General features: G+C 63.0%; 23 protein-coding genes. 10 read left to right on the top strand and 13 right to left on the bottom strand.

The window, feature by feature from the left end:
* Nucleotides 1-8 precede the first annotated feature (8 nt).
* Complete coding sequence (locus tag BM026_RS26535) at nucleotides 9-302, bottom strand: hypothetical protein (protein ID WP_071491590.1); 294 nt, start codon at nucleotides 300-302, stop codon at nucleotides 9-11.
* 90 nt (nucleotides 303-392) lie between these two features.
* On the opposite strand from BM026_RS26535, the gene pbpC reads away from it, so the two are divergent.
* The 6 genes from pbpC (at nucleotide 393) to BM026_RS26505 (ending at nucleotide 7,221) form a co-directional block, all read left to right on the top strand.
* Entirely contained in the window at nucleotides 393-2,723 is a 2,331-nt protein-coding gene (gene pbpC / locus BM026_RS26530; RefSeq protein WP_093530630.1) for a peptidoglycan glycosyltransferase PbpC, read from the top strand.
* A gap of 83 nt (nucleotides 2,724-2,806) precedes the next feature.
* Nucleotides 2,807-3,115: a MazG-like family protein gene (locus BM026_RS26525; RefSeq protein WP_003188211.1), complete on the top strand. Its 309-nt coding sequence runs from the start codon at nucleotides 2,807-2,809 to the stop codon at nucleotides 3,113-3,115.
* Nucleotides 3,108-3,857, top strand: coding sequence for a methyltransferase (locus BM026_RS26520; protein WP_071491589.1), 750 nt, complete (start codon nucleotides 3,108-3,110; stop codon nucleotides 3,855-3,857). The genes BM026_RS26525 and BM026_RS26520 overlap by 8 nt, the downstream gene beginning before the upstream one ends.
* A 24-nt stretch (nucleotides 3,858-3,881) precedes the next feature.
* Complete coding sequence (locus BM026_RS26515) at nucleotides 3,882-4,484, top strand: DUF4136 domain-containing protein (protein ID WP_093530628.1); 603 nt, start codon at nucleotides 3,882-3,884, stop codon at nucleotides 4,482-4,484.
* A 45-nt stretch (nucleotides 4,485-4,529) separates the two neighbouring features.
* Nucleotides 4,530-5,087 carry a DUF4136 domain-containing protein gene (locus tag BM026_RS26510; protein WP_093530626.1) on the top strand — a complete coding sequence of 186 codons (558 nt, stop codon included), beginning with the start codon at nucleotides 4,530-4,532 and terminating at the stop codon, nucleotides 5,085-5,087.
* A gap of 187 nt (nucleotides 5,088-5,274) precedes the next feature.
* Entirely contained in the window at nucleotides 5,275-7,221 is a 1,947-nt protein-coding gene (locus tag BM026_RS26505) for a pilus assembly protein TadG-related protein (RefSeq protein ID WP_093530624.1), read from the top strand.
* Here BM026_RS26505 and BM026_RS26500 read toward each other — a convergent pair.
* Together BM026_RS26500 and BM026_RS26495 are read right to left on the bottom strand one after the other, a co-directional pair.
* Nucleotides 7,218-9,944 carry a PAS domain-containing protein gene (locus tag BM026_RS26500; protein WP_092249981.1) on the bottom strand — a complete coding sequence of 909 codons (2,727 nt, stop codon included), beginning with the start codon at nucleotides 9,942-9,944 and terminating at the stop codon, nucleotides 7,218-7,220. The genes BM026_RS26505 and BM026_RS26500 overlap by 4 nt on opposite strands.
* A complete protein-coding gene (locus BM026_RS26495) occupies nucleotides 9,941-10,390 on the bottom strand; it encodes a TadE/TadG family type IV pilus assembly protein (protein ID WP_092249984.1) in 450 nt (149 codons plus the stop codon). The genes BM026_RS26500 and BM026_RS26495 overlap by 4 nt, the downstream gene beginning before the upstream one ends.
* Before the next feature lie 72 nt (nucleotides 10,391-10,462).
* On the opposite strand from BM026_RS26495, the gene BM026_RS26490 reads away from it, so the two are divergent.
* Nucleotides 10,463-10,912, top strand: a complete 450-nt coding sequence (locus BM026_RS26490; RefSeq protein ID WP_093530622.1) for a prepilin peptidase — start codon at nucleotides 10,463-10,465, stop codon at nucleotides 10,910-10,912.
* Between the two features lie 125 nt (nucleotides 10,913-11,037).
* Nucleotides 11,038-11,826: a response regulator transcription factor gene (locus tag BM026_RS26485; protein ID WP_093514659.1), complete on the top strand. Its 789-nt coding sequence runs from the start codon at nucleotides 11,038-11,040 to the stop codon at nucleotides 11,824-11,826.
* Nucleotides 11,827-11,829: 3 nt separating this feature from the next.
* On the opposite strand, the gene BM026_RS26480 is transcribed toward BM026_RS26485, so the two are convergent.
* The 8 genes from BM026_RS26480 to cpaB are packed head-to-tail and all read right to left on the bottom strand — an operon-like array spanning nucleotide 11,830 to nucleotide 19,247.
* Nucleotides 11,830-12,099 (bottom strand): DUF3613 domain-containing protein, encoded by a 270-nt coding sequence (locus tag BM026_RS26480; RefSeq protein ID WP_092249993.1) that lies wholly within the window; start codon nucleotides 12,097-12,099, stop codon nucleotides 11,830-11,832.
* 10 nt (nucleotides 12,100-12,109) lie between these two features.
* Complete coding sequence (locus BM026_RS26475; protein WP_092249996.1) at nucleotides 12,110-12,820, bottom strand: tetratricopeptide repeat protein; 711 nt, start codon at nucleotides 12,818-12,820, stop codon at nucleotides 12,110-12,112.
* Between the two features lie 10 nt (nucleotides 12,821-12,830).
* Nucleotides 12,831-13,718, bottom strand: coding sequence for a type II secretion system F family protein (locus tag BM026_RS26470; RefSeq protein ID WP_093514660.1), 888 nt, complete (start codon nucleotides 13,716-13,718; stop codon nucleotides 12,831-12,833).
* A 1-nt stretch (nucleotide 13,719) separates the two neighbouring features.
* A complete protein-coding gene (locus BM026_RS26465) occupies nucleotides 13,720-14,601 on the bottom strand; it encodes a type II secretion system F family protein (RefSeq protein ID WP_093530620.1) in 882 nt (293 codons plus the stop codon).
* Between the two features lie 9 nt (nucleotides 14,602-14,610).
* Nucleotides 14,611-15,882, bottom strand: a complete 1,272-nt coding sequence (locus BM026_RS26460; protein ID WP_092250005.1) for a TadA family conjugal transfer-associated ATPase — start codon at nucleotides 15,880-15,882, stop codon at nucleotides 14,611-14,613.
* A complete protein-coding gene (locus tag BM026_RS26455) occupies nucleotides 15,879-17,072 on the bottom strand; it encodes a CpaE/TadZ family protein (protein WP_071491576.1) in 1,194 nt (397 codons plus the stop codon). Before BM026_RS26455 ends, BM026_RS26460 begins: the two co-directional genes overlap by 4 nt.
* Nucleotides 17,069-18,286: a type II and III secretion system protein family protein gene (locus BM026_RS26450; RefSeq protein WP_092250008.1), complete on the bottom strand. Its 1,218-nt coding sequence runs from the start codon at nucleotides 18,284-18,286 to the stop codon at nucleotides 17,069-17,071. Before BM026_RS26450 ends, BM026_RS26455 begins: the two co-directional genes overlap by 4 nt.
* Nucleotides 18,287-18,305: 19 nt before the next feature.
* The gene (cpaB, locus tag BM026_RS26445) at nucleotides 18,306-19,247 is read right to left on the bottom strand and encodes a Flp pilus assembly protein CpaB (protein ID WP_093128527.1); all 942 of its coding nucleotides are present in this window, start codon (nucleotides 19,245-19,247) and stop codon (nucleotides 18,306-18,308) included.
* A gap of 331 nt (nucleotides 19,248-19,578) precedes the next feature.
* Between cpaB and BM026_RS26440 the strand changes: the two genes are divergently transcribed.
* On the top strand, nucleotides 19,579-19,770 hold the full coding sequence (locus tag BM026_RS26440) for a Flp family type IVb pilin (RefSeq protein ID WP_058423609.1): 192 nt from the start codon (nucleotides 19,579-19,581) through the stop codon (nucleotides 19,768-19,770).
* A 58-nt stretch (nucleotides 19,771-19,828) separates the two neighbouring features.
* Nucleotides 19,829-20,233, top strand: coding sequence for a response regulator (locus tag BM026_RS26435; protein WP_071491573.1), 405 nt, complete (start codon nucleotides 19,829-19,831; stop codon nucleotides 20,231-20,233).
* 20 nt (nucleotides 20,234-20,253) lie between these two features.
* On the opposite strand, the gene BM026_RS26430 is transcribed toward BM026_RS26435, so the two are convergent.
* Nucleotides 20,254-21,936 (bottom strand): ShlB/FhaC/HecB family hemolysin secretion/activation protein, encoded by a 1,683-nt coding sequence (locus BM026_RS26430; protein ID WP_093530618.1) that lies wholly within the window; start codon nucleotides 21,934-21,936, stop codon nucleotides 20,254-20,256.
* Between the two features lie 175 nt (nucleotides 21,937-22,111).
* The gene (locus BM026_RS26425; RefSeq protein ID WP_175507980.1) at nucleotides 22,112-23,662 is read right to left on the bottom strand and encodes a collagen-like triple helix repeat-containing protein; all 1,551 of its coding nucleotides are present in this window, start codon (nucleotides 23,660-23,662) and stop codon (nucleotides 22,112-22,114) included.
* Nucleotides 23,663-23,686 lie beyond the last annotated feature (24 nt).

Here is a 23,686-nt window from a genome sequence, read left to right as displayed (position 1 = left end):
TTTTGGGGTCAGTGGACGACCCAGCTCAGAAGCCACAGGCCCAGCAGCAACCAGATAATCCCCATGATGATCGACGCCCGCATGAAGGCGCGAACCGCCGAGTACAGCAGCATCAGGCCGATGATCAGGGTGAGGATGCTGATGATCGAGGTATCCATGCCCAAGGTGCGGGACAGGCCATCGATGAAGTTGCCACCGGCATGGGTCAGCGCACCAAACAGGCCGCTGAGCCCGTCGACGATAAAACGGATGACCGAACCGAGCGCCTGGCCCAACCATTCGAAAAAGCTTTCTACCTGCATGTGTGTGTCCTGATGAGAAGGTGGGCGTATCTGTGCCTTTGGTTGTTATTGCAACAGGCTAGTTCCCTACCAGCATAGAGGTTTGCCCGTTTGAGTTTGCGTTTAGTTGCCCGCTGGACCCTGGCCAGCCTTTTGTTGGTGATCGCCCTGCTCTGGCTGGCCGACCGCATCTGGCCGTTGCCCTTGCCCAAGGATGACCTGGCGCGGGTGGTGCTGGCCGAGGATGGCACGCCGTTGTGGCGGTTTGCCGATGCCAACGGTGTGTGGCGCTACCCCGTGCAGACCCGCGAGGTGTCGCCGTATTACCTGGATGCGCTGCTCACCTATGAGGACCGTTGGTTCTACCAGCACCCCGGCGTGAATCCGCTGGCGCTGGTGCGGGCGACCTGGCAGAACCTGACCGGCGCGCGGGTGGTGTCTGGCGGCAGCACCTTGTCGATGCAGGTGGCGCGCTTGCTGGATCCGCATTCGCGCACTTTCCACGGCAAATTGCGTCAGTTGTGGCGCACGGCACAGCTGGAATGGCACCTGTCCAAGGAAGAAATCCTCAACCTCTACCTGAATCGCGCCCCGTTTGGCGGTACGTTGCAGGGCGTGGCCGCCGCCAGTTGGGCGTACTTGGGCAAGTCGCCGTCACAGCTGACCCACGCCGAAGCCGCCTTGCTCGCCGTGCTGCCCCAGGCGCCCAGCCGCTTGCGTCCGGACCGCCACCCCCAACGCGCCCAGGACGCCCGCGACAAAGTGCTGCGCCGCCTCGCCGAATTCCAGGTGTGGCCGCAAGCCGCCGTCGATGAGGCCCTGGAAGAACCGCTGTTGCTCGCGCCGCGCCTGGAACCGAGCCTGGCGCCCTTGCTCGCACGGCGCCTGAACCGCCCCGACAGCCCGTCGCTGATCCGCACCACCCTGGACGCCACCCTGCAACGTCGCCTGGAAGATTTGCTGTTGGGCTGGCGCGCGCGTTTGCCGGAGCACACCTCCGCCGCGATCTTGGTGGTGGAGGAGGAAACCATGGCCGTACGGGCCTACCTCGGTTCGGTGGATATCAACGACGCCAAGCGCTTCGGCCATGTGGACATGATCAGTGCCCTGCGTTCGCCGGGCTCCACGTTAAAGCCGTTTTTGTACGGCATGGCGTTGGACGATGGGCTGATCCACTCCGAATCCCTGCTGCAGGACGTGCCCCGACGGTATGGCGATTACCGGCCGGGCAACTTCTCCATGGGCTTCACCGGTGCAGTGCCGGCCAGTACGGCGCTGTCCAGCTCGCTCAACCTCCCGGCGGTACAGTTGCTGGAAGCCTATGGGCCGAAGCGGTTCGCCGCCGAAATGCGCATCGGCGGCGTGCCGCTGGCATTGCCTGCATTGGCCGAGCCGAACCTGGCGCTGATCCTGGGGGGGGCGGGCAGCCGCCTGGAAGACCTGGTGAGTGGTTACAGCGCCTTCGCCCGGGACGGCAAAAGCGCCACTCTTCGCTTGCAGCCGGACGATACACTCAGGGAACGGCCATTACTGTCGCCAGGGTCCGCCTGGATTGTGCGGCGCATCCTCAGCGGCCAGGCGCGACCCGACCGCGACCCGCGTGCCGAGTTGGTGCAGCGCCCGGTGCTGGCCTGGAAGACTGGCACCAGCTACGGCTTTCGCGATGCCTGGGCGATCGGTGTGGGGCCGCGTTACCTGATCGGCGTGTGGATCGGCCGCCCGGATGGTACGCCGGTGCCGGGCCAGTTCGGCCTGGCTTCGGCCGCACCGCTGATGTTGCAGGTGCACGATGTGCTGACCAACCGCGACAGCCAGCGCGGTATCACTGCACCGGTCAAGCCGGTGCCGGCGAATGTCGGTGTGGCCGCGATCTGTTGGCCGCTGGGCCAGCCGATGAACCGCAGCGATCCCAACTGCCGCCGCCAGCGCTTTGCCTGGACCCTGGACAACACCACGCCACCCACTTTGCAGGCGTTGGACCAACCGTTGAGCGTGGGTTTGATGGAAAGTGTGTGGGTCAATGCCAAGGGCTTGCGGGTGGACGCCCGTTGCCCCGGTGCCGAGCCCAGGAGCATCGCCCTGTGGCCCGCGCCCCTGGAGCCTTGGCTGCCCAGGGCCGAACGCCGCGAAGCGCGCATTCCCGCGGCCGACCCCGATTGCCCGCCACCGGCGCTGGCCGCCTCTTCACCTTTATCCATCGTTGGCGTGCGTGAAGGTGACCAACTGCGCCTGCCCGCCGCCAGCCAACAGGCGCTGCGCCTCAAACTCTCTGCGTTGGGCGGCAGCGGCCGGCGTTGGTGGTTCCTTAACGGCGCGCCCCTGGGCGACAGTGCCAACCAGGACTTTATCAATGCCAGTTTTGAGCAACTGGGGCGCTATCAACTCAGTGTCCTCGACGAAGCCGGGCAGACCGCGCGCGTCGAGTTCAGCGTCGTTGATTAGATCGCTATCGAGGGCAAGCCCAAAGGTTCACTTGCCTTGAAGGCCATTCCCCCCGAAGCTATCCACCTTCAGGAGCCTGCCACATGAACCTCGAACACCTCACCGAACGCCTGCACCGCATCCGCGATACCAACGACTGGAAGCAGTTCCACAGCCCCAAAAACCTGGCCATGGCCGCCAGCGTGGAAATGGCCGAGCTGGTGGAGATCTTCCAATGGCTGACCGAAGACCAGTCGCGCCAGCTGCCGGCCGACAAACTCGCCCATGCCGGGCAGGAAGTCGGCGATATCGTGCTGTACCTGCTGTTGCTGTGCAGTGAGCTGGGCCTGGACATGAACGAAGTGGTGCGCGCCAAACTGGCCGACAGCGAACGGCGGTTTGCCCATGAGTGACCGTCATTTCGACCAGTTGGCCACGCGCTTCGCCGAGAAAATCTACGGCGGTGCCAAAGGCGCGATCCGCCTGGCGGTGCTCCAGGCCGACCTCACCGAAGCCTTGCCAAGGCGCCCGCTGCGTGTGCTGGATATTGGCGCGGGCCTGGGCCATATGTCGTTGTGGCTGGCTGAGCAAGGGCATCAGGTGACCCTGGCCGAACCCGCCGAACCGATGCTCGAAGGCGCCCGCCAACGTTTCGCCGAGGCGGGGCAGACCGCGACGTTTATCCATGCGCCCTGGCAAGACCTGCTCGGCCAGCTCACCGAACCCTACGACCTGGTGCTGTGCCATGCCGTGCTGGAATGGCTGGCCGAGCCCCATGCAATCCTGCCGGTACTGCACCAACTCGCGGCGCCGGGTGGGTGGCTATCCCTGGCGTTCTACAACCGTGATGCGCTGATCTATCGCAACCTGCTCAAAGGCCACTTCCGCAAAATGCGCAAGAATGACATGGCCGGCGAAAAGCAGAGCCTCACGCCGCAACAACCGCTGGACCCACGAGAATTGGCGGCGCAACTCGAAGGCCTTTGGCAGGTCGAAAGCCAAAGTGGCGTGCGGGTGTTCCACGACTATATGCCGGTGGAATTCCAGGCCCGTGCGGATTTGCAGGACCTTGTAGAGATGGAACTCGCTCACCGTCGTCACCCAAGCTTTGCCGGACTTGGGCGTTATTTGCACTGGATCTGCCGTCCGGTTTAAGCGGCCCAGTCTGCGGAGGTCGAAATGCGTCGTCTCTGTTTGATCCTGTTGTCCCTGGGGTTGGGCGCCTGTTCAAGCCCCAATCCTTATGTTGCCGCGTCGGCGCCGATCCCACCGGCGCCGCCCCAGGCCGCCCACACCTTTGATGCCAGTGCCTACCCGGCGCCGGTGCGCGATTACGGTGCCTACCGCAATTGGGCCTGGCGCAACGGCCAGCTTCCGGCGGGCACGGCCTGGGCCGACTCGGCGCAGATCGCCGAGGCGGTCAGCGGCGCCCTCGACCAGCGCGGCCTGCGCCCCTTGCATGACAACCGCCCGGCGGACCTTTTCGTCAGCGCCGACGTGCGCCTGGATAAGCGTCTCAAGCAAGTCCAGGATGACTACGGCTACGGTTATGGCGGCTATAACCGCTACGGCAACGGTTATGGCATGTACAACTCGGTGCCGATCGTGCGCACTTATGAAGTCCAGGTCGTGGTGGTGCGCGTCAACCTGTTCGATGCCCGCACCGGTCAGCCGGTGTGGAGCGCCAGCGCAGAGACGGGCAGCCAGGGAAGCCTCAGTGAACGGGCGGATGCCTTGCGCCAGGCGGTGCAGAAGGCAATGACGGCGTATCCTCCCAGTTAACCGCTATTCTCATCTTTGGCGCGGGTCGCTCTTTGGAGAACAACCATGTTTCGTCGTATCGCTACGCTCGCTTTTGTTGTGCTGCTAGGCGGTTGCCAGACCAGCCAAGTCAACCACGATTTTGACGCCAGCCGGGACTTCGGTGCCTACCGAAGTTGGGCCTGGAAAGACCCGGCCCTGCAATACCGCCCGGATGACCCGCGCATCAAGAGCGACCTCACTGAACAACGCATCCGCCAGGCCGTGGGTGAACAACTCGACCAGCGCGGCCTGCGCCCTGCGGCGCCGGGCAGCAAGGCTGACCTGAACGTGCAGGCCTACCTGATCGTCGAAGACCGCCAGCAGCAGGTCACCACCAACTACGGCGGCGCCTGGGGCGGCCCGTGGAATGGCTATTGGGGCGCGCCGATGTACAACGAAACGCGGAACATCACCTACAAAGTGGCGACCATCCAGATCGACCTGCTCGATGGCAAGGACGGCAAACTGGTCTGGCGCGGCAGCGACGAACAGATGATGGCCACCTCGCCCAACCCTCAGGACCGTGACAAAGCCATCCGCACCACCGTCACCCGCGTCCTCTCCAGCTACCCCCCTCACTAACCTCGGCAGGCGCGGGCTCGCTGTGGCAGGCGGGCTTGTGGAGAGCAGGCTTGCCGTGGCGAGCAGGCTTGCCCTGCGTTGGGCTGCGAAGCGGCCCCTCAACCCCCCAAAACCGATTTATGGCAACGGGCCAGCCCTTGTCTACACTCAAAACCATCTACGGAGAGTAAGCGCTAAGGAGTGCCTGATGTCTCCCCGACTTGGTTACAGGCAGCGTGGTGCGATTGGCCTGATGGCGGCAGCTACCCTGGCCCTGGCCATGGTCTTCATGCTGCTGGCGGTAGACAGCGGCCGTCTCTATCTGGAAAAGCGCAAGCTGCAGTCCGTCGCCGACAGCGCCGCGCTGGAAGCCGCCAGCCGTGGCGGCCTGTGCACACCCGCCACCACCGCCAATGACTACGCCGTGCAGAACGCCACACGCAACGGTTTCAGCGTGGTCGCTGGCGACAGCAGCCGTGGCCTGGCCGTCACCTGCGGCACCTTGACCACCAATGCCGGCAATGTCCGTGTATTCACTGCCGACGCTACCAAGAACGATGCCGTGCGCGTGGTCGCCACGCGCAGCGTAATCACCAGCATCGCCAGTGGGCTGTGGGGCATGTTCAGTGGCGCGCCGGTCTCCACCCAGATGACGCTGAGTGCCACCGCCGTGGCCGCCTATGCACCGCCGGTGGCGCAACTGACGATTCGCAGCAGCCTGGCCTCAGTGAACTCCGGCAACTCCCCGCTATTGAACATGGTCATCGGCAATCTGCTGGGCGGCAGCCTGTCCCTGACCGCTGCGGGCTGGAATGGCTTGCTGACGACGAACGTGAACCTGCTCGGTTACCTGGACCAGTTGGCGGTTCAATTGAACGTCAAGGCGGGGGACTACGACGCGTTGCTGAGCACCGCCGTATCCGCCAGCCAGTTGCTCGACGCAGCGGTGAAGGTTCTGCAAAAAAACGGCGCGGTCGCCACGGCGGTGATCAACGATGTCATTTCAGTGAAAGCCATTGCCCCGAATACCCAGCTTTTGAAGGTGGGCGATCTGTTGAAGGTCGCTACCGGTACACCAGCGGCTGCCTTGAATACCAGTGTGCAGCTGTTTCAGTTGCTGGAGACCGTGGCGCAGCTATCCAGTAGCAAAAGTGCGGTCGGTGCGGCAGCGCAGGTGAATATTCCTCTGGTTGGCACCGTCTCGGTCCAGACCAAAGTCATCGAGCCGCCGCAACTGTCTGCGTTTGGCAATCCGGCCAAGGCCAAGGCTGGGCTTTTGAATAATCCGCCGACGGACCAGATTTTTGTACGAACTGCCCAGGTACGCACGTTGGTCACCATCGATGCGCCGATCATCAAGGTGGTCTCGGGGGTTTCATCGATACTGACCGGGCTGGCGACGCCTGTGTCGAAGGTGGTCGGCGGTTTGCTGAACCTGAACCTGCTCGATGTGGTGGCCGGTGTCGTGTGCATAGTCGGGTGCAATGTGGCTGATGTGGATATCACCACGACTTTATCCATCTATATCGAGGCGGCCAGCGCGGAGAGCCACGTGACAGACTTCAGTTGCGCCACACCGGCCACCAAGTCGTTGACGGTGCAGGCCACCACGTCACTCGCCACCCTGGGCGTCGGCTATGTTGATCCGGTGTCGGCGTTTTCATCGTCTGCGCCTGTCAATGTGCAGCCGGTGCGGCTGATCGACTTTGGCCAACGCTTTTGCCTGCTGACCCTGGTGTGCGGGCCTCGCACGGCCGGCGTTGGCGGTGGCTTGAACCTGAGGGCGTTGTCCACCGTGGGGGCGCAAACCAATACGGTGTTGTTTTCGCCGGTGAATGACGTCAATGCGGCGACGATCTACAAAAGCCCACCCGGCACCGCCAATATCGTTAACAGCCTGGGCGCTACCTTGAACGGCCTGCAGGTCACCTATGTCCCACCTACGGGGAGCACGCCCGCTACGCCGAACAGTACAGTCACCGGTGCACTGGCGACCATCGTCAGCTCGGTGGTCAGCCTGGTCCAGAACGTCCTGGCGCCGATCCTCGACCCTATCGTCAATACGTTGCTCGCAGCGCTGGGCGTCAACCTCGGCAACGCCGAAGTCGGCGCCAACCTCAGTTGCCACATGGGCCGCGCCTATCTGGTGATCTAGCTGATCGGCAGCTCCACACAAAACTTCGCGCCGTGCTCGCCATTGGCGACGCTCAAGCGTCCGCCCATGTTTTCCACAATGCCGTAGCTCACCGACAACCCGAGCCCCGTGCCCACGCCGATCGGCTTGGTGGTAAAGAACGGCTCGAAAATCCGCTCCAGCAACCGTGGGTCAATCCCGCCGCCGTTGTCTTCCACCCAGATCCGCACATGGCGGCTGTCCTGTTCGCAATGCACTGCGATCCAGGGACGAAATTCGGGGTGTTTTCCCCGTTTGCTCAACAGCGCGTCACGGGCATTGACCATCAGGTTGATCAACACCTGTTCAAGCTGATCGACATAGCCTTTGACCTGGACCTGGACGTCCGCCGGGGTGATCCGCAGCTCAACGCCCTTGCCGCGCAGGCTCTCGCCGAGCAGTGACAGCGTGCCTTCCACGGCCTGTGACGGGTCGAAGGGTTGCTGTTCGATTTCCGAGCGGCGGCCGAACACCCGCATATGGTCCACCACCCGCGTGGCGCGCTGCACCTGGGTGTCGATGCGTTGGAGTTTTTCGGTGAGGTAGTCGATCTGCGCATCGCCGTTGCCCAGGCGCTTGAGCACATTGACGACGGCCATGCGCATCACGTTCAGCGGCTGGTTGATTTCATGGGCCAGACCGGTGGCCATTTCGCCCAGGGTGGCCATCTTGGCGCTTTGCGTCAGTTGCTGCTGGGAGCGGCGCACTTCGGTGTTGTCACGGCCCACCGCCTGCACCTCCACCAGCGTACCCTGTTCATCGAACACGCCACGGTCCGACCAGACCCACCAGGCGTGTTCGCGCCCCGGCAGTTCAAGGCTGATTTCGGCGGTGCTGACCGGGAATTCCGCGCTCAATTGGCCGATACGCTGCACAAACGCCTGGCGCTGTTCCTGCGACATCCAGTGGCCCAGGTTCAGCCCTGGCAGCTCTGCGGGCGGGCATTCCAGGTAATTGGCCAGCGGTGTGTTGCCGAAGGTCAGGGTCAGGTCGGGGCGATAGCGGCAGATCATCGCCGGGGAGTCTTCGACCAGGATGCGATAGCGTTCTTCGCTTTGCTTGATCTGTTCGGCGGCCAGGGTCGCCTCGGTGACATCCAGCCACAGGCCGACGGCTTCCACCGGCAGGCCCAAGTCATCGCGCAGCAACTTGGCCTCGTCCAGCAGCCAGTGGTAGTGGCCCTGTTTGTCGCGCAGGCGGTAGCGACTGCGTACGCTGCCTTCGCGAAGCAACTGGCGGCTGCGCTCGAAATACCGGTCGCGGTCTTCGGGGTGGATCAAGGACGCCAGGCTGTCGTGGTTGCACTCGGCCAAGGTCCAGCCCAGCAGCGGTAGCAGGCTGTCGCTGAAAAAAGCCGGATGCAGGGCGCCGTCGACATAGCGCTGCACATAGATCACGGCCGGTGAGCTGGCGATCAGGTTGTCCAGGCGTGCATGGGCGGCGGCGGCTTGCAATTGCTGGTTCTTGATGTCGCTGATGTCGAGCATGAAACCGATCCAGCGGCGGCTGTCACCCACGCCAAGCACCTGGCCCTGCACGCGATACCAGAGCGGGTGGTGCTCGGCGTCGGTGCGTTGCAGGCGCACGCTGGTCAGCAAGGGTTTGCCCAGGGCCAGCAGGTCGTGCAGACGGCTGTCGAGGGCCTGGCGATCGGCGGGGTGAATCAATTCCAGCCATTGGCTCAAAGGTTGTAGGGTCGGACCGTCTTCCAGGCTGAGGCTGTGCAGCAACTGCGGGGCCAGCTGAATTTCGTGGGTGGCCGGCAGCAGCTCCCACCAGCCGGTGCCGAGCAGGCCCTGCAACGCCTCCATGCGGTCGAGCTGCTGGTGATAGCGCTGCTCGCGCAGCCGGCTCAGCAGGGGGGCGGCGAGGGCGGCGGTGAGATTCAGCCAGTCGCGGTCGTTGGTGTGCTGCTGGCCGTTGTATGGGCCACAGAGCAACCAGGCGGCGACGCCCTGACTGTCACGGTAAGGCACCAGAAAACCGTCGGCATCGCCGAAAATACTGTGCAGACGCGGGTTATCGCTGCGCTCCCGGGCCAGGCTCAACGGTACGTTGCCATTGACGCTGTCCAGGCTGATGCCCAGGTGTTGGCCGGCCTGCCACAAGGCGGGGGCGTCGTGGGCGGCGTACTGGCTGTAGATCCGCCAACCCCGGTCTTCATCATCGAGCAGGGCCAGGGCAACGCAGGGGATGTGCCAGCGCTGGGCCAGGCTGCGCAGGTGCTCGTTGAACACCTCGGGCAGGCGGGTCAGGCTGCACACCCGCAACTGCTCGCTCATGTGGCAGGCGAGTTGATGGTTCTGTTCGCGGTGCTGGGCCAGTTGCCGGCCGGCCAGTAAATCACCCACGTCCTGCAGGCGCAGGCTCCATTCATCACCGTCGGGTTCGATCCAGCCGCGAGTGTGCAGCACCTGGCCGGTTGCGCCCTGGAAGTCCAGGTCCAGGTTCTGGTGTTGCCAGTCGGCAGGGCTGCCTTCGATATCCAGGGCACTGTCGGCGCACAGCAGCTCACGCAGTGGCGGCCGACGTTCGCCGATGGCGTGGGTCGCCAGCTGTGAGCGCAGGGTGCCGCGGATACCCAGCACGTGGCCTTGAGCATCCAATTGCACCTGCAGGCCTGGCATGGGCATGCCCGGCATATCGAGGGGCGGCGCGCTGACGCGGCCGAGCAGGCGGCCGAAGAGTTTGTCCCCCGACGTCAAAACTGCAGACTCGAACTGGCGGACAGGTTGGCCGGCAGGCTCGGGACGGTGCCGATCCCCGGCAGCACCAGCGCCGGGAACACGGAATAGAGGTTGGTAGTCGGGTAGTTGATTGCCACGGTCAGCGTGGTCGTGGCGCCGTTATAGGAGCTGCTGATGTAACTGGGGGAGAACTGGAAACTGCTCGGGATCCATTTCAACTGCTCTATCACAGTGGTTTTGGCACGGTCGGTCACCTGCGTGCCGTAAGCGGTGCCGGCGGCTATCGGGTCCACCGACAGGGCCTGGCGCACGGCCTCCGCCGCCGCCTGGTTGAACGACTGCATCAACAGCAACGGCAGGCTATAGCTGATCAACCCGTAGAACACGGCAAAAAAGATCGTGAAGACCAGGGCGAACTCAATCGCCGCCGCACCTTTTTGCTTTCCAGGCAGGCCTGTTTTCATGACTGCGTCTACCCTGACGGCTACTACTTGATATCAGCATAGAATCAATCAGCGAAAAGGGATGTTTTTTACGTGATCCACGGCGTGGTGATACTGCTCTGGCTGGTCCTCTGTGCGTGGCAGGATATCCGCCAGCGGCAGATCGCCAATGGCTTGACCCTGACGGCAGCGCTGTTGGCACTGATCTTCTTGCTGTGGACGGGCACGACCTGGCTCGGAGTGCCCGCCAGCGAGGGCGGTTGGGCGTTTGCCCTGGCCCTGTTGTTGACCTTGCCCGGGTATGCGCTGGACCGCTTTGGTGCGGGAGATGTGAAGCTGCTGGCTGCCCTGGCCCTGGCCAGTACGCTGGACTGTTTGCTGTGGTCGTTGATCGGTGCGGCGCTCTTTCAGGCGTGCTGGGTGCTTGTGAGTCAAAGGCTTGGGGCGCGTCGGGGGAGGGCAGATGCGCAGGTGTCGACCAAACAGCCATTTGCCCCGTTTGTCTTGACAGGATTTGTGCTGTACTGGCTTTGGATCCATTAGTCGAACAACCGCTCTACCGCTATGTACATAGTCGAAAAGTACGTCTACGTTTATGAAGTATCCGTAAGTTGTTTTTTGTCCAAATGGATGGGTTGCCCATTTGCTTGCCAGGCATGGAGTAGCGCGTGAACAAGCTTACCTCGGCAGTAAAAGTGCTCGTGGTCGACGATCAGCCGTTGATCGTGGAAGAGCTCTGCGAATTTCTTGAAGGCAGCGGCTACCGCTGCGTCCCATGTGAGTCCAGTCGACACGCCTTGCAGCGCTTCAGTGAAGACCCCGAGATCGGCCTGGTGCTGTGCGACCTGCATATGCCGGACATGGATGGCATCGAGCTGGTGCAGGCCATGCAGAAGGTCGCGGGCAAGCAGCGCGCGTTCGAGGCCATCATGCTCACCGGGCGTGCCGACAAACAGGACGTGATCAAGGCCCTGCGCGCGGGGATCTCGGATTACTACCAGAAGCCGATCAACCTCGATGAGTTGCTCGAAGGCCTGCAACGCCAGGAAGCGGCGCTGGAGGAGCGGCAAAAGGAGCTGCACCTGGGGCACCTGAACCAGAAGCTGCAATACCTTTCCGAATCCATCAACGATTTGTACCAGGACCTCGACAAAGTGCGGCGCAGCCCTGGCGCCGGCTTGGCGGATGAGGGCGAGCCGGTCGTCGATGATGCCGGGCCGATCGAAATCCCGACCATCTTCAACCAGCTGTCGCCGCGCCAGCTCGATGTTGCGCGCCTGGTGGGCAAGGGCCAGACCAACTACCAGATCGCCTGTGAACTGGGGATCACCGAGAACACCGTCAAGCTGTACGTGTCCCAGGTGCTGCGCCTCACCCATATGCATAACCGTACCCAGCTGGCACTGGCCCTGTCGCCGACTATCTCGGCGCCGCGGCAACGGGTGACGGCGCACTGACGGTTACTGACTCTTCCCACCCTTGGAAGACCCGCCCGATTGCGACTCGAAGAACTCCGGAATCGGATGCTTGTTGCTGTCCAGCCAACGCTGCATGGCCTGTTCCCGTTCTGCGGGCGTGGTTCGTTGCGGCGTGGCGGAAGCTGCGCGCCCATCGACCTGCAAGGCCATCCAGTTTTCCGTCTCCGCCTGATAGGGGGACGACGGGCCCGGCTCGATGGCCAGTGCGCTCAGCGGTAGCAGCGCCAGTGCGATTAAGTAATGTGCTGTCATCTCGCTCTCCTTACTTCAGGGTCACCGGCAGCGCCTGGCTGACTGCCGCGACTTTGCGTGCCGCCACGCCGGTGGCCTTGAGTTTCTCCGCGCGGGCCTGGGCCTCGGTGAACTGCTCGCGGCTCAGGCCCAACTGGCTGACGACCTTGGCCGCTTGCCCCCAGTCGTTCTGGTAGATCAACAGTGTGACCAGGTTGACGGCGGCCAGCGGGTCGCCTTGCTTGAGTTCGATGGCGGTCATGAATTCAAAGCGGGCGTCTTCCACCCGTAATTGGTTGAGGTAGACCACGCCCAAGTCATTGCGGATCTTTTCGTCAGTGGGGGCCAGCTGCGCAGCCCGTTGCAAGTGGGTCATGGCCAGGCCGTTGTCGCCGCTGGCGGCCGCCAACTGCCCGAGGCCGTGCTCGCCTTCGGCCGTCATGCAGGTGCCGAGCAGGCTGCGGTATAGCGGCTCGGCTTCGCTGCGCCCGAGCAGGCGATAAGTGCGGGCCTTGCGCTGGCGCACCTGGGGCAGGGACTCGGGCAGGTTTTGCAGGTTGGCCAGGCTGGCGTGCAGCTTGCCTTCGTTGGCCAGGTCGTCGGACAGGTTCAGCGCCAGCTCCTGGTCCGCGCTCGGCTTGGTGCAACTGCCCGGTGAGGTCAGCGCCGCCCAGGGCGATTGGCCGTTGGTGGCGCAGCCGCCGAGCATCAACAGCGTCAGGCCGGCAATCAATGCTTTCATCAAGGTCTCCTCAAAAGTGGCTCAACGCGCGGGCGATGCCGATAAAGGCCGGGCCGCCGAGCACGATCAACAAAGCGGGGAACAGAAACACCATCATCACCACCGACATTTTTGCCGACATCTTCGAGATGTATTCCTGCAAACGGGTCAGGCGTCGGTCGTCGAGCAGTTGCTTGAGGGCCAGCAGGGACTTCATCGCGCCGCCGCCCTGCTGGATCAATTGCTGGAGGATGATGCAGGTGTCGGTGAACTCATCCACCTCCAGCAGGCGTGCGGTCTTGCCCAGTTCCTCGCCCAGCTCCAGCCCCGAATCGACCCGTGCCAGGATCAGGCGTAGTTCATGCGTCAACGCGGGGAGCAGGCGTTGGGCTTCGTTGCCCACCACCCGCAGCGACTGTTCAATCGCCATGCCGGATTCGAACAGGATGCGCAGCAGTGGAATGAAGGTTGAAATTTCCTTGGCGATGGTCTGCTGGCGATACTTGGCCGCAGCGGCGAGCACGCGTTTGGGCAGCAGGTAGCCGATGCCCACGGCAAACATCGGCGCAATCCATGCGGGGGCCGCGTGCGCAAACAATAGCTGCTGGCCGAGCAGGGTCAGGCCCAGCAGCACAATTGGCGTACCGATCTGGAAGGCGGCGAACAGCGAGCGCTGGCTGGCCTTGCGCCAACCGACCCGGTTGAGGAGAACCTGAGTCTCGTTGTCCAGGCTGACCGAGCGCTGGGCCAGGGCGCTTCCCCCCAGTTGACGCATGAAGCTACCGAGTTTGTGGTCGCTGGCCGTCCGCCCTTGCAAGCGCTCGGCGACCCGTCGATCGCGCCGGCGGTGTTCAAGCACCTGGCCTCCCACCAGTACCGCGGCGGATAGCAACAACAGGGCGCAGGCCAGCAGCACCATCTCAGACACTCCTCAACATGCGCCACATGACGAAGGTACCCGTCAGGTCCATCCCCAGCGCGGCGAACAGCATGATGCGCCCGGTGTCGTCGTTCCACATGGTCATCAAGTAGCCAGGGTTGACGATCATGAAGTAGCCGACGATCAGGATGGGCAGTCCGCCCAGCACATAGGCGGTCATGCGCGTTTCACCGGTCATGGCCTTGAGCTGCCGGGCACCTTGTTCGCGCTCGCGAATCATCTTGATCAGGTTTTCCAGCAGTTCGCTGGCGTTGCCGCCGTAGCGGTGGTTGACCTTCAGGCCGAGGGCGAACAGGCGGAATTCGTCCTGCTCGTAGAACTCGGCAAAGTCGCTTACCGAGTCCGGCAGGCTGACCCCCATGCGCACATTGCGTTGCACGCGGGCCATGGCGTCCTTGAGTGGGTCTTCAACGCCTTCGACGCCTCCAAGTACCGCATCTGCCAGGGTTCTGCCGGACTTGAGGCTGCGTACACTGTGGTCGAGCAACTGCGGCAGTTGCTCGACCATGCGCTGCACGCGCCGTTGATAACGCCAGCTGATGTACAAGCGCAGTACCAGGGGCGGCGCCACGACCATCGCGATCAGCCCCAGACCGCCGGCCAGCAGCCAGCCGAACAGCGCGCCGATCACCCAGGCGCTCAGCCAAAGGCCCAGGCGGTCAGTGGGTTTGCCCAGCCCGGCGCGCTGGAACATGCGCTCAAGAGCGGTCCACTTGGTGTTCGGTTCCTGTGTCTGCGGCTGGCCGTCACCCAGGCGCTCCAGCACGCGGTCCGTCTGGGCTTTGCGCAGGCCATGCTGAAACTGCCAGAACGACAGGCCGATCAACAGCAGGCAGACAAGCAACAACACCGGTCCTGTCATCACGCGCTCCTAGGACTGCAACGCCGATTCGCGGCGCAGTTTGTCGCCGGCCGGGTTGAGGGCTTCGCGCAGGAAGCCAAAGCCGGTACGCCGGTCCAGGCGGAACAGGGTATTGGTGACGTACACGTCATCACGCACACCGACCACTTCCACCACTTCGCTCACGCAGCGACGCCCATCGGGCATGCGCGTCAGTTGGATGATCACGTCCAGTGCGGCGCAGATCATCTGGCGCAGGGTTTTTTCGGCGATTACCCGCCCGGTCAGGCCCACCAGGGTTTCTAGGCGCAGCAATGCATCCTGGGCGTTGTTGGCGTGCACGGTGCTCATGGAGCCGTCGTGACCGGTGTTCATCGCCGTCATCACGTCGAGCACTTCGACACCACGGATCTCGCCAAGGATGATGCGGTCCGGGCGCATCCGCAGGGCGTTGCGGATCAGGTCGCTGGACTTGACTTCGCCGTGGCCCTCGGCGTTGGGTGGACGGGTTTCCAGGCGTACCACGTGGGGGTGGCCCAATTGCAATTCGGCGACGTCCTCGATGGTCACCAGGCGTTCGTGGGGGTTGATCAACTGGCTGAGGATATTCAGCAGCGTGGTCTTGCCGGTGCCGGTGCCGCCGCTGATCAGGATATTGCAGCGCTTGCCCACGGCCTCCTGGAAGAACTCGAAAATGCTCTGGTCGATGGTCTGCATGGCGACCAGGTCGCTGCTCTTGAGCATGTCCTTGCGGAATTTTCGAATCGACAGGCACGGTCCGTCCAGGGCGATCGGCGGGATGATCGCATTGACCCGGCTGCCATCGGGCAGGCGCGCATCCACCATGGGCGAAGACTCATCCAGGCGCCGGCCCAGCGGTGCGAGGATGCGTTGCATCACGCGCTCCACGTGGTGGTCGTCGATGAAGCGCAGGTCGCTCTGGTGCAGCAAACCATCACGTTCGATAAATACTCGATGTGGCCCGTTGACCAGGATTTCGGTCACCGATGGATCGCGCAGCAACACCTCCAGCGGGCCGAAACCAGTGAGTTCGTCAACGATCTCTTCGGCCAGGCGCTCCGTCTCGTAGCGCGAAATCGCCAGGCGCATGCGCGTGATGTACTCGGAGACTTTGTCGGTGACGAATTGCGCCAGGGACTGGCGCGTGCCTTCGAGCAGGTTCTTGCCCGACTCCTCGATGGCGTCGATGATGTAGCGATGCAGCACCAGTTTCAGGCCATCGTGATCGGTGTTGCCACCGGCAGCGCGGGCCGGGCCGCCAAACAGCTTTTCTCCGTTCATCGTCCTGACCCCAGGATGCGTTCAAACCAGCGCATCGAAGGTTTTGCCAAACCCTCGGAGCGTTTTGCCAGGCGCTCGCCCAAGGCGCGCACGGCCTGGGTCAAGGGTTCGCGTGGCGCCAGGGCGAACAGCGTCTGGCCCTGGTTTTTCACATTCAGGCGCAGTTCGGCACTCAGGGGCAGCACGGCGACGCATTCGAGGCCGAAGCTCTTTTCCAGGGCTTCGGTGTCTGGGGCGCAGGCCTTGATGTAGCGGTCCACTACCAGTTTGGCATGCTCAAGCTTCATGCCTTTTTCACGCCAGCGATTGATCACCGCCAGGTTGCGACGGCAGTCCAGCACGTTCTGGTCGGTGCACCACAGCAGTTTGTCGCAGTGGCTGACAAAGGTGCGCAGGGCTTCGCTGTCCGGCTGTCCGGTAATGTTCACGACGATGTGCTGGAAGTGTTGGCGCAAGGCGCTGAGCAACATGTACAGCTCGGCGGCGCTGGTGAGTTTGAGCGGTTCGTCACCGGTGGCGTACGCCAGGATGCGCAGGCCATCCAGGGCGGTGGTGAAGGCGCTGTTGATCAATGTGGTGTCGAGGCGGCGCAAATGCCGCAGCGCATCGCCAAAATTGAACGTGCTCTCCAGGCCCAGCAACGCCAGGCTGTCGCTGCGTGGCAGGCCGAGGTCGAGCAGCAGGGTCTGCTGCCCGCTCTTCTGCACCACCAGCGCCAGGTGGGTGGCCAGCATCGCGCCGTCGGCGTTGCTCTGGGTGCCGAACAGCACGGTCAGGCCGCCCAGTTGTGCGTTGGGGGTCACGGTCGGCAGGCGCTTGCTCAGGCGCCGCACCAGGCCGGCCACTTCGCTGGAGCGTGAGCCGTAGGCCACGAAATCGCGGGCGCCGGCACGCATGGCATTCAGCACAAGCTGGTTGTCCATGCCATCGCCGAGGGCAACCACGGCGAGCATGGGCTTGGCCTCCAGCGCCCCTTCGATCAGTGCGCTCTGGGCCACCAGGTTTTCGCGGTCAAGGCCGATGAACACCAGGTTGGCGAAGGTCACATCGACCAGCGCCAACAGTTCGTCGAGGCTGCCGGTGCCGGCACTCACCACTTGGCCAAGCGGTGCGAGGGCCCCCTGCAGCCACTCAAGGTCAGTGGTGTTGCGGGTGATGGCGAGGAAGGTCTGGCTCAGGCTATCGCTCATTGGGAAAGTCCACTGCGACGGTCGAAGTTGCCGTTTTCCAGGAAGAACAGCCGGTACCAGTTCGGGTCGTAGTTGCGCAGCTTTTCGCCGGGCAAGGAGGGCAGTTGGGCGTTGGCGGCCAACGGTTGCACCAGGTGCGGCGTGACGATCATCAGCAGCTCTTTTTCTTCGCGGCTGATCGTGGAATCGCGGAAAAATGCGCCGAGGATGGGGATATCGCCCAGCCCTGGAAATTTATCGATGGTCGAGCGGTTGTTGGTGCTGATCAGGCCGCTGATCACGAAGCTTTCGCCATCGGCCAGGGACACGCTGGTATCGGTACGGCGTACAGTCAGGGCCGGCACCTGGATGCCTTGAATCTGCACGGCGTTGCTGTAGTCCAGTTCGCTGACTTCCGGTGCCACCTTGAGAGTGATGCGGTTGCGGTCGATCACGGTGGGGGTCAGGGTCAGGCGAATACCGAACTCTTTGTATTCGATGGAGATGGTATCGCTACCGGAGCTGGGTACCGGGACGGGCACTTCACCGCCGGCGAGGAAGGATGCGCTCTGCCCGCTCATGGCCACCAGGCTTGGGCGGGCCAGGGTGTAGGCAAAGCCGCTGCGCTCCAGGGCGTTGATCATGGCCTTGACCCGGCCGCCGCCAAATCCGACGTTGAAACTGTCCGTGCTCACCGGCAGCTTGAATACCCCCTCAGAGGGCGAAAGAAGGCTGGGGCTACCGAGGAAAAAGTTGGTACCCACGCCGAGAAACTTCGTACTGGCTTCCTTGAGCTTGGTACGGCTGACTTCCACAAAGCGGATGTCGGTCTGCACCTGGCTGGGCAGCAACGGGTCTTGCGAGGGCGACAGCGACACGCTGGTCAGCGCCGAGGTGGCCTTGCCCTTGACGAACACCATGCTCTGGCGCGGCGCGCTGGCGCAGGCGGTCCACACCAGCAGGCTGGTGGCGCCGCTGCTGACACCGGTGAGCAGGAAGTTACGGTCACCGTTGACCCGCACGTCGGCGATTTTCGGATCGCCGATGGCCAGGCGCGTAATTGCCACGGGCGATTGCAGTTCCTGTTGCAGGCCTTCTCCCACCTCGACCACGGCGGGCAGCTGGCCCAGGGCACTGCAGTTGCCCGGCGCTGCCAGGGCCATGCCGATCGGCAGGCTCGCCAGCATCAGGGCGCAGGCCAGTTGCGTGAACATGGGTGCGTAGCGATGGCTCATTCAAGGCATCCTTGCTCGATCACGGGGTTTGTGGTGCCGCCTGGGCACCGCGAATCACTTCAATGCCACGCCGTACACCAGGCCCACCGCCAGCCGGCACGACGGGTTTGGGCGGGCCGGTCAACGCCAGTTGAGTGAACTGGTAAAGGTCGCGGTTAGCGCTTTCCAGCTTCTGCGCGGTGTCGTCTTCACCGGCCCAATAGCGGCTGAGCAGTTGTTCCTCGGCACTGCGCACGGCCAGGCGCAAGGTCCCGGCTTGTGCCGCGAGCATCATGCGGCTTAATAAAGGCTCCGGCACGGCCAGCACCACGGTGCGTGCGGTGAGTCGACGTTGTAGGGCCTGGGCGCGTTCTTCGGCGGTAGCCGGGGGTGGCACTGCCGGTTGGCCATCGTTGGCCAGGCCCAATTGGTCGCCGACGCTGAGCAGGCGCATCGCCGGAAGGACGATCTGGGCCGACTGTTCGGCGTTGCCGGCATCCTGGCGCAGGAACAGCAACACATCCACGTAATCGCCGGGGCTCAATTGGCCTGCGGCGCCGACCACCTCGTCCACGGCCACGGCCAGCGCGCGCTCGTTGGGGCGGATCATGCGCGAGAGGGGGCCGCCGGCGTTGAAACTGTCCTCGTTGAGCCAGGTACCGGCGCCGAGGGTTCTCAGAGGTATGCGCCCGATGGCCTGGTCGAGTTGGGTCAGGCTGCCGGCGGGCGCGGTGCGCAGTTTCTCGACGGACAGGTCCGCGGCGGTCAGTGGCGTAAAAGCAGGCACTTCATGCCGCAGGACGACCACCGGCTGGCGGGTTTGGTCTTCAGCGGCGGCGAGGGTTTTTTCAACGGAAACGACAGGTGCGGCAGGCGCTGCGACGGGCTCAGGTGCGCGACTCAACACCAGCCCCCAGTACCCGGCAATCAATGCCCCGATCAGCAACAAGCCGGCCAGGACCATGCTGATGCGACTGTTCATGACGGCTCTCCCTTTCCCGTTGCACTGCACACCCTGTTAATCCAAACGGGTTAATCCGCAACCTGGCTGTGATGAACATCTAACGATTTGGCTATTTGAAGGTAGCTCAGCTAGGACGAAATGCCATTACCGCGGGGAAAAATTATCTGAAGCAGAAAGTTGGCCTTTTAAACTGCGGTGTTGTGGCGTCAACGTTGCGACTAATACTTTGTGATTAATCCGTTCTTACAGTTGTGAGGCCAGGGTTTGTTGACAATGCTCTAATGGCACGCCGCGATCATCTGGTGGTAGAGCCTTTCCGGCTTTCAGTGGCGTTTTAGGGAGAAGTCCAATGTTCCTTGACATGATGTTGAAGCTGTATGTCCAAACCCAACTTTTTTTTCAACGCAAAGACGGTGCGTCCGGGATTGAGTACGCGATCATTGTGGCCATGGTTGCATTGGTGATCGTCGGTGCCGGTTCTGGGCTGGGAACTAAGATCAAATCGATCTTCGACAGCGTCGCCACTAAGATGACCACTTGATAGCGTCTTTTTCCATGTGGAAACGCCTTATCAACGTTCTTCCTGTCCAGGTACAGCCATGAGCGCCTCTTCGACTTCCCGCCAACAAATTCTTTTGGTGGATGACGAAGAGGACGCCCTGATCGAACTCGCCGAATCCCTCGAAAACGAAGGGTTTGTGTGTTTCACCGCCAATTCCGTCACCTTCGCCCTGCAAGAATTGACACTTCACCCCGACATCGCCCTGGTCATCACCGACCTGCGCATGCCTGAGGAAAGTGGCATTTCCTTGATCAAGCGCCTGCGCGAACACACCTCACGCTCGCACTTGCCGGTGATTGTGATGTCGGGTCATGCCGAAATGGATGATGTGAGCGACATGCTGCGCCTGCAGGTGCTGGACCTGTTTCGCAAGCCGATCTACCTGGTGCGGTTGATCGATACGTTGAACAACCTCTTCCCCCTGCCCAAAGCGAAACCTTAGAGCCTGGCCTCTATAGGGGATTACAGTTGGTAGCTGAAGCTCAGTGAGTAGCGCGGCCTGCGGTTGAAGCTGTCCAGCGCAATATCTGACATGGGTTTGGCGGCTTCCAATGCAATGTTGTAGTACTTGTTGTCACCAAAGCGCAGGCCCATCGCCGCAGATGACATATCGCTGGCCCTGACCGGCAGGTTGTTGAACCAGGACTTGGCGCGGTCGAACACGATATAGGGCTGCAGGATCCGCACCCACTCACCGGCGCGGTTGTAGCTGTAGTTGACCTCATACGCCAACCCCCAGCCCTTGTCGCCGGAACCTTGGTCATCGGGGTAGCCACGCCCGAAGTTCTGCCCGCCGAAGGTGGCACGCTCGCTGTCGGGCAGGGTGTCATCACTCCAGTAAAACGCTCCCGACAGCACGCCCTGCCAGTTATCGAAGAACTTGTCGCTCTGGACGCCGGACAGGCGCAGGCGGAAGAAATCCAGGTCTGGTTTGAGTCCTTCGAAATCACTACGGGTCTTGGCACCCATGCCGTCTATCCCCTGGTACAGGCCGGCACTGAGAATGCGTAACTGGCGCGTGTCGGCCTTGCGCCAGTCACCTTCAAAGGCCAGGGCACGCAGGTTGGTTTCGATGTCGAAGCGCTGGGGGTAGCCCACCAGTTGGTAGCGCGTGGCCTGGTCGACTGCGTACAGGCGCGTGCCCAGGGTCAGCGACTCGTTGGGTGAGGCAATCAACGGATGGCTGAGGCCGACGGAATAGCGATCGATGGCCTGGTGCGGCTTGAGCGCGAAGCCGCCGCCCAGTTGCAGGCTGGTGTTGGGATCGGCGCGATAGCGCTCAGCGCCGAGCGCCAGTTGCGTCCCCTCGGCATTCACGAACTGGCTGTAGCCCACGCGGTAGTAATGCTCTTTATCCTTGCCAGGTGGGAGCAGACCGCTGATGTTGAGCTGCTCGCCCATGCTGGTCTGGGCGTTGCTGGTCCCGGTAAGCAGGGCCTGCAGGCCACCACGGCTGTCGTCGGTCATGCTCATGCTGCTGGTGAAGGGTTTGCGGCTTGCGGTGATGTGCATGCTCGTGCCACCGTCAGTGGTACCGGGTGGTGGCACTTGGGCTTGCAACGTGACGCCCGGGATGCGGCCCATGAGCGTGGTGTAGCGCTCGAAGGTCTCGCGGGTCAGGGGGCGTTCGACCAGAAGCTTGTTGGCCAACTTGTCGACGTAGGTCGAGACCGAGCCGATGTCGCCACTTTGCTGGTAATCCTTGATATAGCCCTCCACCAGCACCACGCGCACCAGGCCGTTTTCAAAGTTCTGCTGGGGCAGGAACGCATAGGACAGCAGATAGCCGTCCTGTTGGTAGCGACGTGTGATACCGCGGGTAGCTTCGATCAACTGCGCCAGGTTGGTCTCATGGCCGATCAACGGTTCGTAGGCTTTGGCGCTCTCGGCGAGAGGGTAGACCGTGCCGCCCTCGATCTGCAGTTTGCGAATCGTCACCTTGGTGTCCATCATCAGCGGCTGGCCCTGGGTAGGCGGTGCTTCAGGCACCTGGGTTTGCGGCGTGACCGGTCGATAAGCATCGGCAGGGAGGTTGGGCACTGGCAAGTTGCGGATGGTGTCGTTGCTGTTGAGGAAGCTGGGAAGGGTCTCGGCCTGGGCGTAGGCGCTGAGAGAAAGCAATAACAACGGCGTCAACACGCGCATAGGACACTCCATGGTCAACTGCAGCAGCGTTTCGGGCCCACCGGGTTCTGGGACTCGGTTCGGGAGGAACATGGTGCCAAGCCCCATAAAAAAGACGAGAGACTTATTGGGGGGCTCTCGTCTCAACCAAGCGTAGGCGCTGTAGGTGAGGCCGTCTAATCGGCCAGGTGCATTTCTATTGACCGGTGAGGCCTGTGAGCAAACCGCCTACACCGGTGTTGGTGGTCGCGCCTGCACTGCCATTGGCGGAGGCGCCGACGCTCAAGCCACCGAGCAGGCCGCCACTGCTGCCGGTACCGCCAGTGACCAGGCCCCCGACCGAGCCTACCGTGCCGCCTACGGCACTGACGGTATTGCCCAGCGCGTGAGTGATCGGGTTGGCATTTGCACCGGTCAACGTGGTCCCGACGTTGGTGACTGCGGCGCCCACGTTGGTCACCAGGCCGTTGACCGGAGCACCGACGCCTGTGGTTGTGCCGATGTTTTGCGTGAGGCTGGCCACGCCTGAGGTCACCGGATTGAGGGCTGTGCCGACATTGGTTGCCAGGCCTGCGACGGGTGCCGTTGCCCCCGTGTTGGCCACGCCGGTACCACCGATGACGGTGCCGAGGGAGGCGACGGTGCCGCCCAGCGCGCCACCGGTGACACCTGCTGCGCTGACCGCGCCGTTGGTGTTGCCAGCATTCAGCCCGTTACCGACGTTTGTCACCAGGCCACCCACCAACTCCGGCAAGCCAGGTGCGGAAGCGCCACCCGCTGGAGCGACATAACCCCCTGATTTGTCGAGCACGCCACCGACGCCGGTCAATGCGCCACCCACGATGTCAGTGACGGGGTTACCGGTACCGCCTGCGCTGGCCACCTGGCCACCCAGGCCGGTGACTGCGGCACCGACCTTATCCACCAGGCCGTTTACCGGGTTTCCCAGACCGGTTGCGTTGCCGAGGTTGCCGGTGGTGTTTTCCACCAACGACACCACGGGTACCAGCACTCTTGCGCCGACAGTGCCGGTGATCGAGCCCAGCGGGCCGGTGGTGCTGGCGGTACTCAAGGTATCGCCGAGCATGGTGACGGCCTGGCCAACCTGGTCGACCAGGCCTCCTGCTGCGCCCCCTACACCGCCGGTCAGTCCGCCGACGACTGGAACGCCGCCCAGCGTAGTGGACAAGGATTTGCCGGTGGTCGAAAGGCCGTCGCCCAAGTCGGCGACGCCATTACCTACACCCGCCACGGTGATGCCTAAGGAATTGCTGTTTGTGCCCAGGGAGCCCAGACCTGCAGTGACGCCGGTTCCAATACTGGTGACCGCATTGCCGGTTGCGGTGACCAGGCCTCCTGCGGTGGTGCCGACGATGGGGACGCTGGTCAAAGTGTCGCCCAGATCGCCGACGGCAGCGCCTACGTTACCCACGGTGCCACCCAGGGTACCGGCAATCTGGCCGGTGACCAGAGGTGTGCTGGTCGAGCCTGTGCCGCCACCCGTACCACCGCCTGTGCCGCCACCCGTGCCACCGCCTGTGCCACCGCCTGTGCCACCACCTGTGCCGCCTGTGCCACTGCCATCACCGCCACCCGTGCCACCCCCGGTTCCTGCACCTGCATCCGGGGAGGATGCTGCAACGCTGGATTTGTGCCCACCACCACCGCTGCTGCAGCCGCCGAGTGCCAGTGCTACTGCCAGGGCCAGCGCGGTACTTGCTTTCCAAAACACGACTTGAGTTTTCATGATTGAGTTCCTTGCACCTGTACA

Origin of the sequence: Pseudomonas sp. NFPP24 (genome assembly GCF_900112095.1) — a bacterium.
GTDB lineage: Bacteria > Pseudomonadota > Gammaproteobacteria > Pseudomonadales > Pseudomonadaceae > Aquipseudomonas > Aquipseudomonas extremorientalis.
The sequence above is the reverse complement of the archived record's forward strand: the minus strand, read 5'-3'. Positions and strand labels throughout refer to the sequence as shown.

Excerpts from the sequence above, each read along its gene's own strand:
- BM026_RS26535 (WP_071491590.1), bottom strand. The coding sequence starts at position 302 with ATGCAGGTAGAAAGCTTTTTCGAATGGTTGGGCCAGGCGCTCGGTTCG.
- BM026_RS26525 (WP_003188211.1), top strand. The coding sequence starts at position 2,807 with ATGAACCTCGAACACCTCACCGAACGCCTGCACCGCATCCGCGATACC.
- BM026_RS26520 (WP_071491589.1), top strand. The coding sequence starts at position 3,108 with ATGAGTGACCGTCATTTCGACCAGTTGGCCACGCGCTTCGCCGAGAAA.
- BM026_RS26515 (WP_093530628.1), top strand. The coding sequence starts at position 3,882 with ATGCGTCGTCTCTGTTTGATCCTGTTGTCCCTGGGGTTGGGCGCCTGT.
- BM026_RS26510 (WP_093530626.1), top strand. The coding sequence starts at position 4,530 with ATGTTTCGTCGTATCGCTACGCTCGCTTTTGTTGTGCTGCTAGGCGGT.
- BM026_RS26505 (WP_093530624.1), top strand. The coding sequence starts at position 5,275 with ATGTCTCCCCGACTTGGTTACAGGCAGCGTGGTGCGATTGGCCTGATG.
- BM026_RS26495 (WP_092249984.1), bottom strand. The coding sequence starts at position 10,390 with ATGAAAACAGGCCTGCCTGGAAAGCAAAAAGGTGCGGCGGCGATTGAG.
- BM026_RS26480 (WP_092249993.1), bottom strand. The coding sequence starts at position 12,099 with ATGACAGCACATTACTTAATCGCACTGGCGCTGCTACCGCTGAGCGCA.
- BM026_RS26475 (WP_092249996.1), bottom strand. The coding sequence starts at position 12,820 with ATGAAAGCATTGATTGCCGGCCTGACGCTGTTGATGCTCGGCGGCTGC.
- BM026_RS26470 (WP_093514660.1), bottom strand. The coding sequence starts at position 13,718 with ATGGTGCTGCTGGCCTGCGCCCTGTTGTTGCTATCCGCCGCGGTACTG.
- BM026_RS26465 (WP_093530620.1), bottom strand. The coding sequence starts at position 14,601 with ATGACAGGACCGGTGTTGTTGCTTGTCTGCCTGCTGTTGATCGGCCTG.
- BM026_RS26460 (WP_092250005.1), bottom strand. The coding sequence starts at position 15,882 with ATGAACGGAGAAAAGCTGTTTGGCGGCCCGGCCCGCGCTGCCGGTGGC.
- BM026_RS26455 (WP_071491576.1), bottom strand. The coding sequence starts at position 17,072 with ATGAGCGATAGCCTGAGCCAGACCTTCCTCGCCATCACCCGCAACACC.
- BM026_RS26450 (WP_092250008.1), bottom strand. The coding sequence starts at position 18,286 with ATGAGCCATCGCTACGCACCCATGTTCACGCAACTGGCCTGCGCCCTG.
- cpaB (WP_093128527.1), bottom strand. The coding sequence starts at position 19,247 with ATGAACAGTCGCATCAGCATGGTCCTGGCCGGCTTGTTGCTGATCGGG.
- BM026_RS26440 (WP_058423609.1), top strand. The coding sequence starts at position 19,579 with ATGTTCCTTGACATGATGTTGAAGCTGTATGTCCAAACCCAACTTTTT.
- BM026_RS26435 (WP_071491573.1), top strand. The coding sequence starts at position 19,829 with ATGAGCGCCTCTTCGACTTCCCGCCAACAAATTCTTTTGGTGGATGAC.
- BM026_RS26430 (WP_093530618.1), bottom strand. The coding sequence starts at position 21,936 with ATGCGCGTGTTGACGCCGTTGTTATTGCTTTCTCTCAGCGCCTACGCC.
- BM026_RS26425 (WP_175507980.1), bottom strand. The coding sequence starts at position 23,662 with ATGAAAACTCAAGTCGTGTTTTGGAAAGCAAGTACCGCGCTGGCCCTG.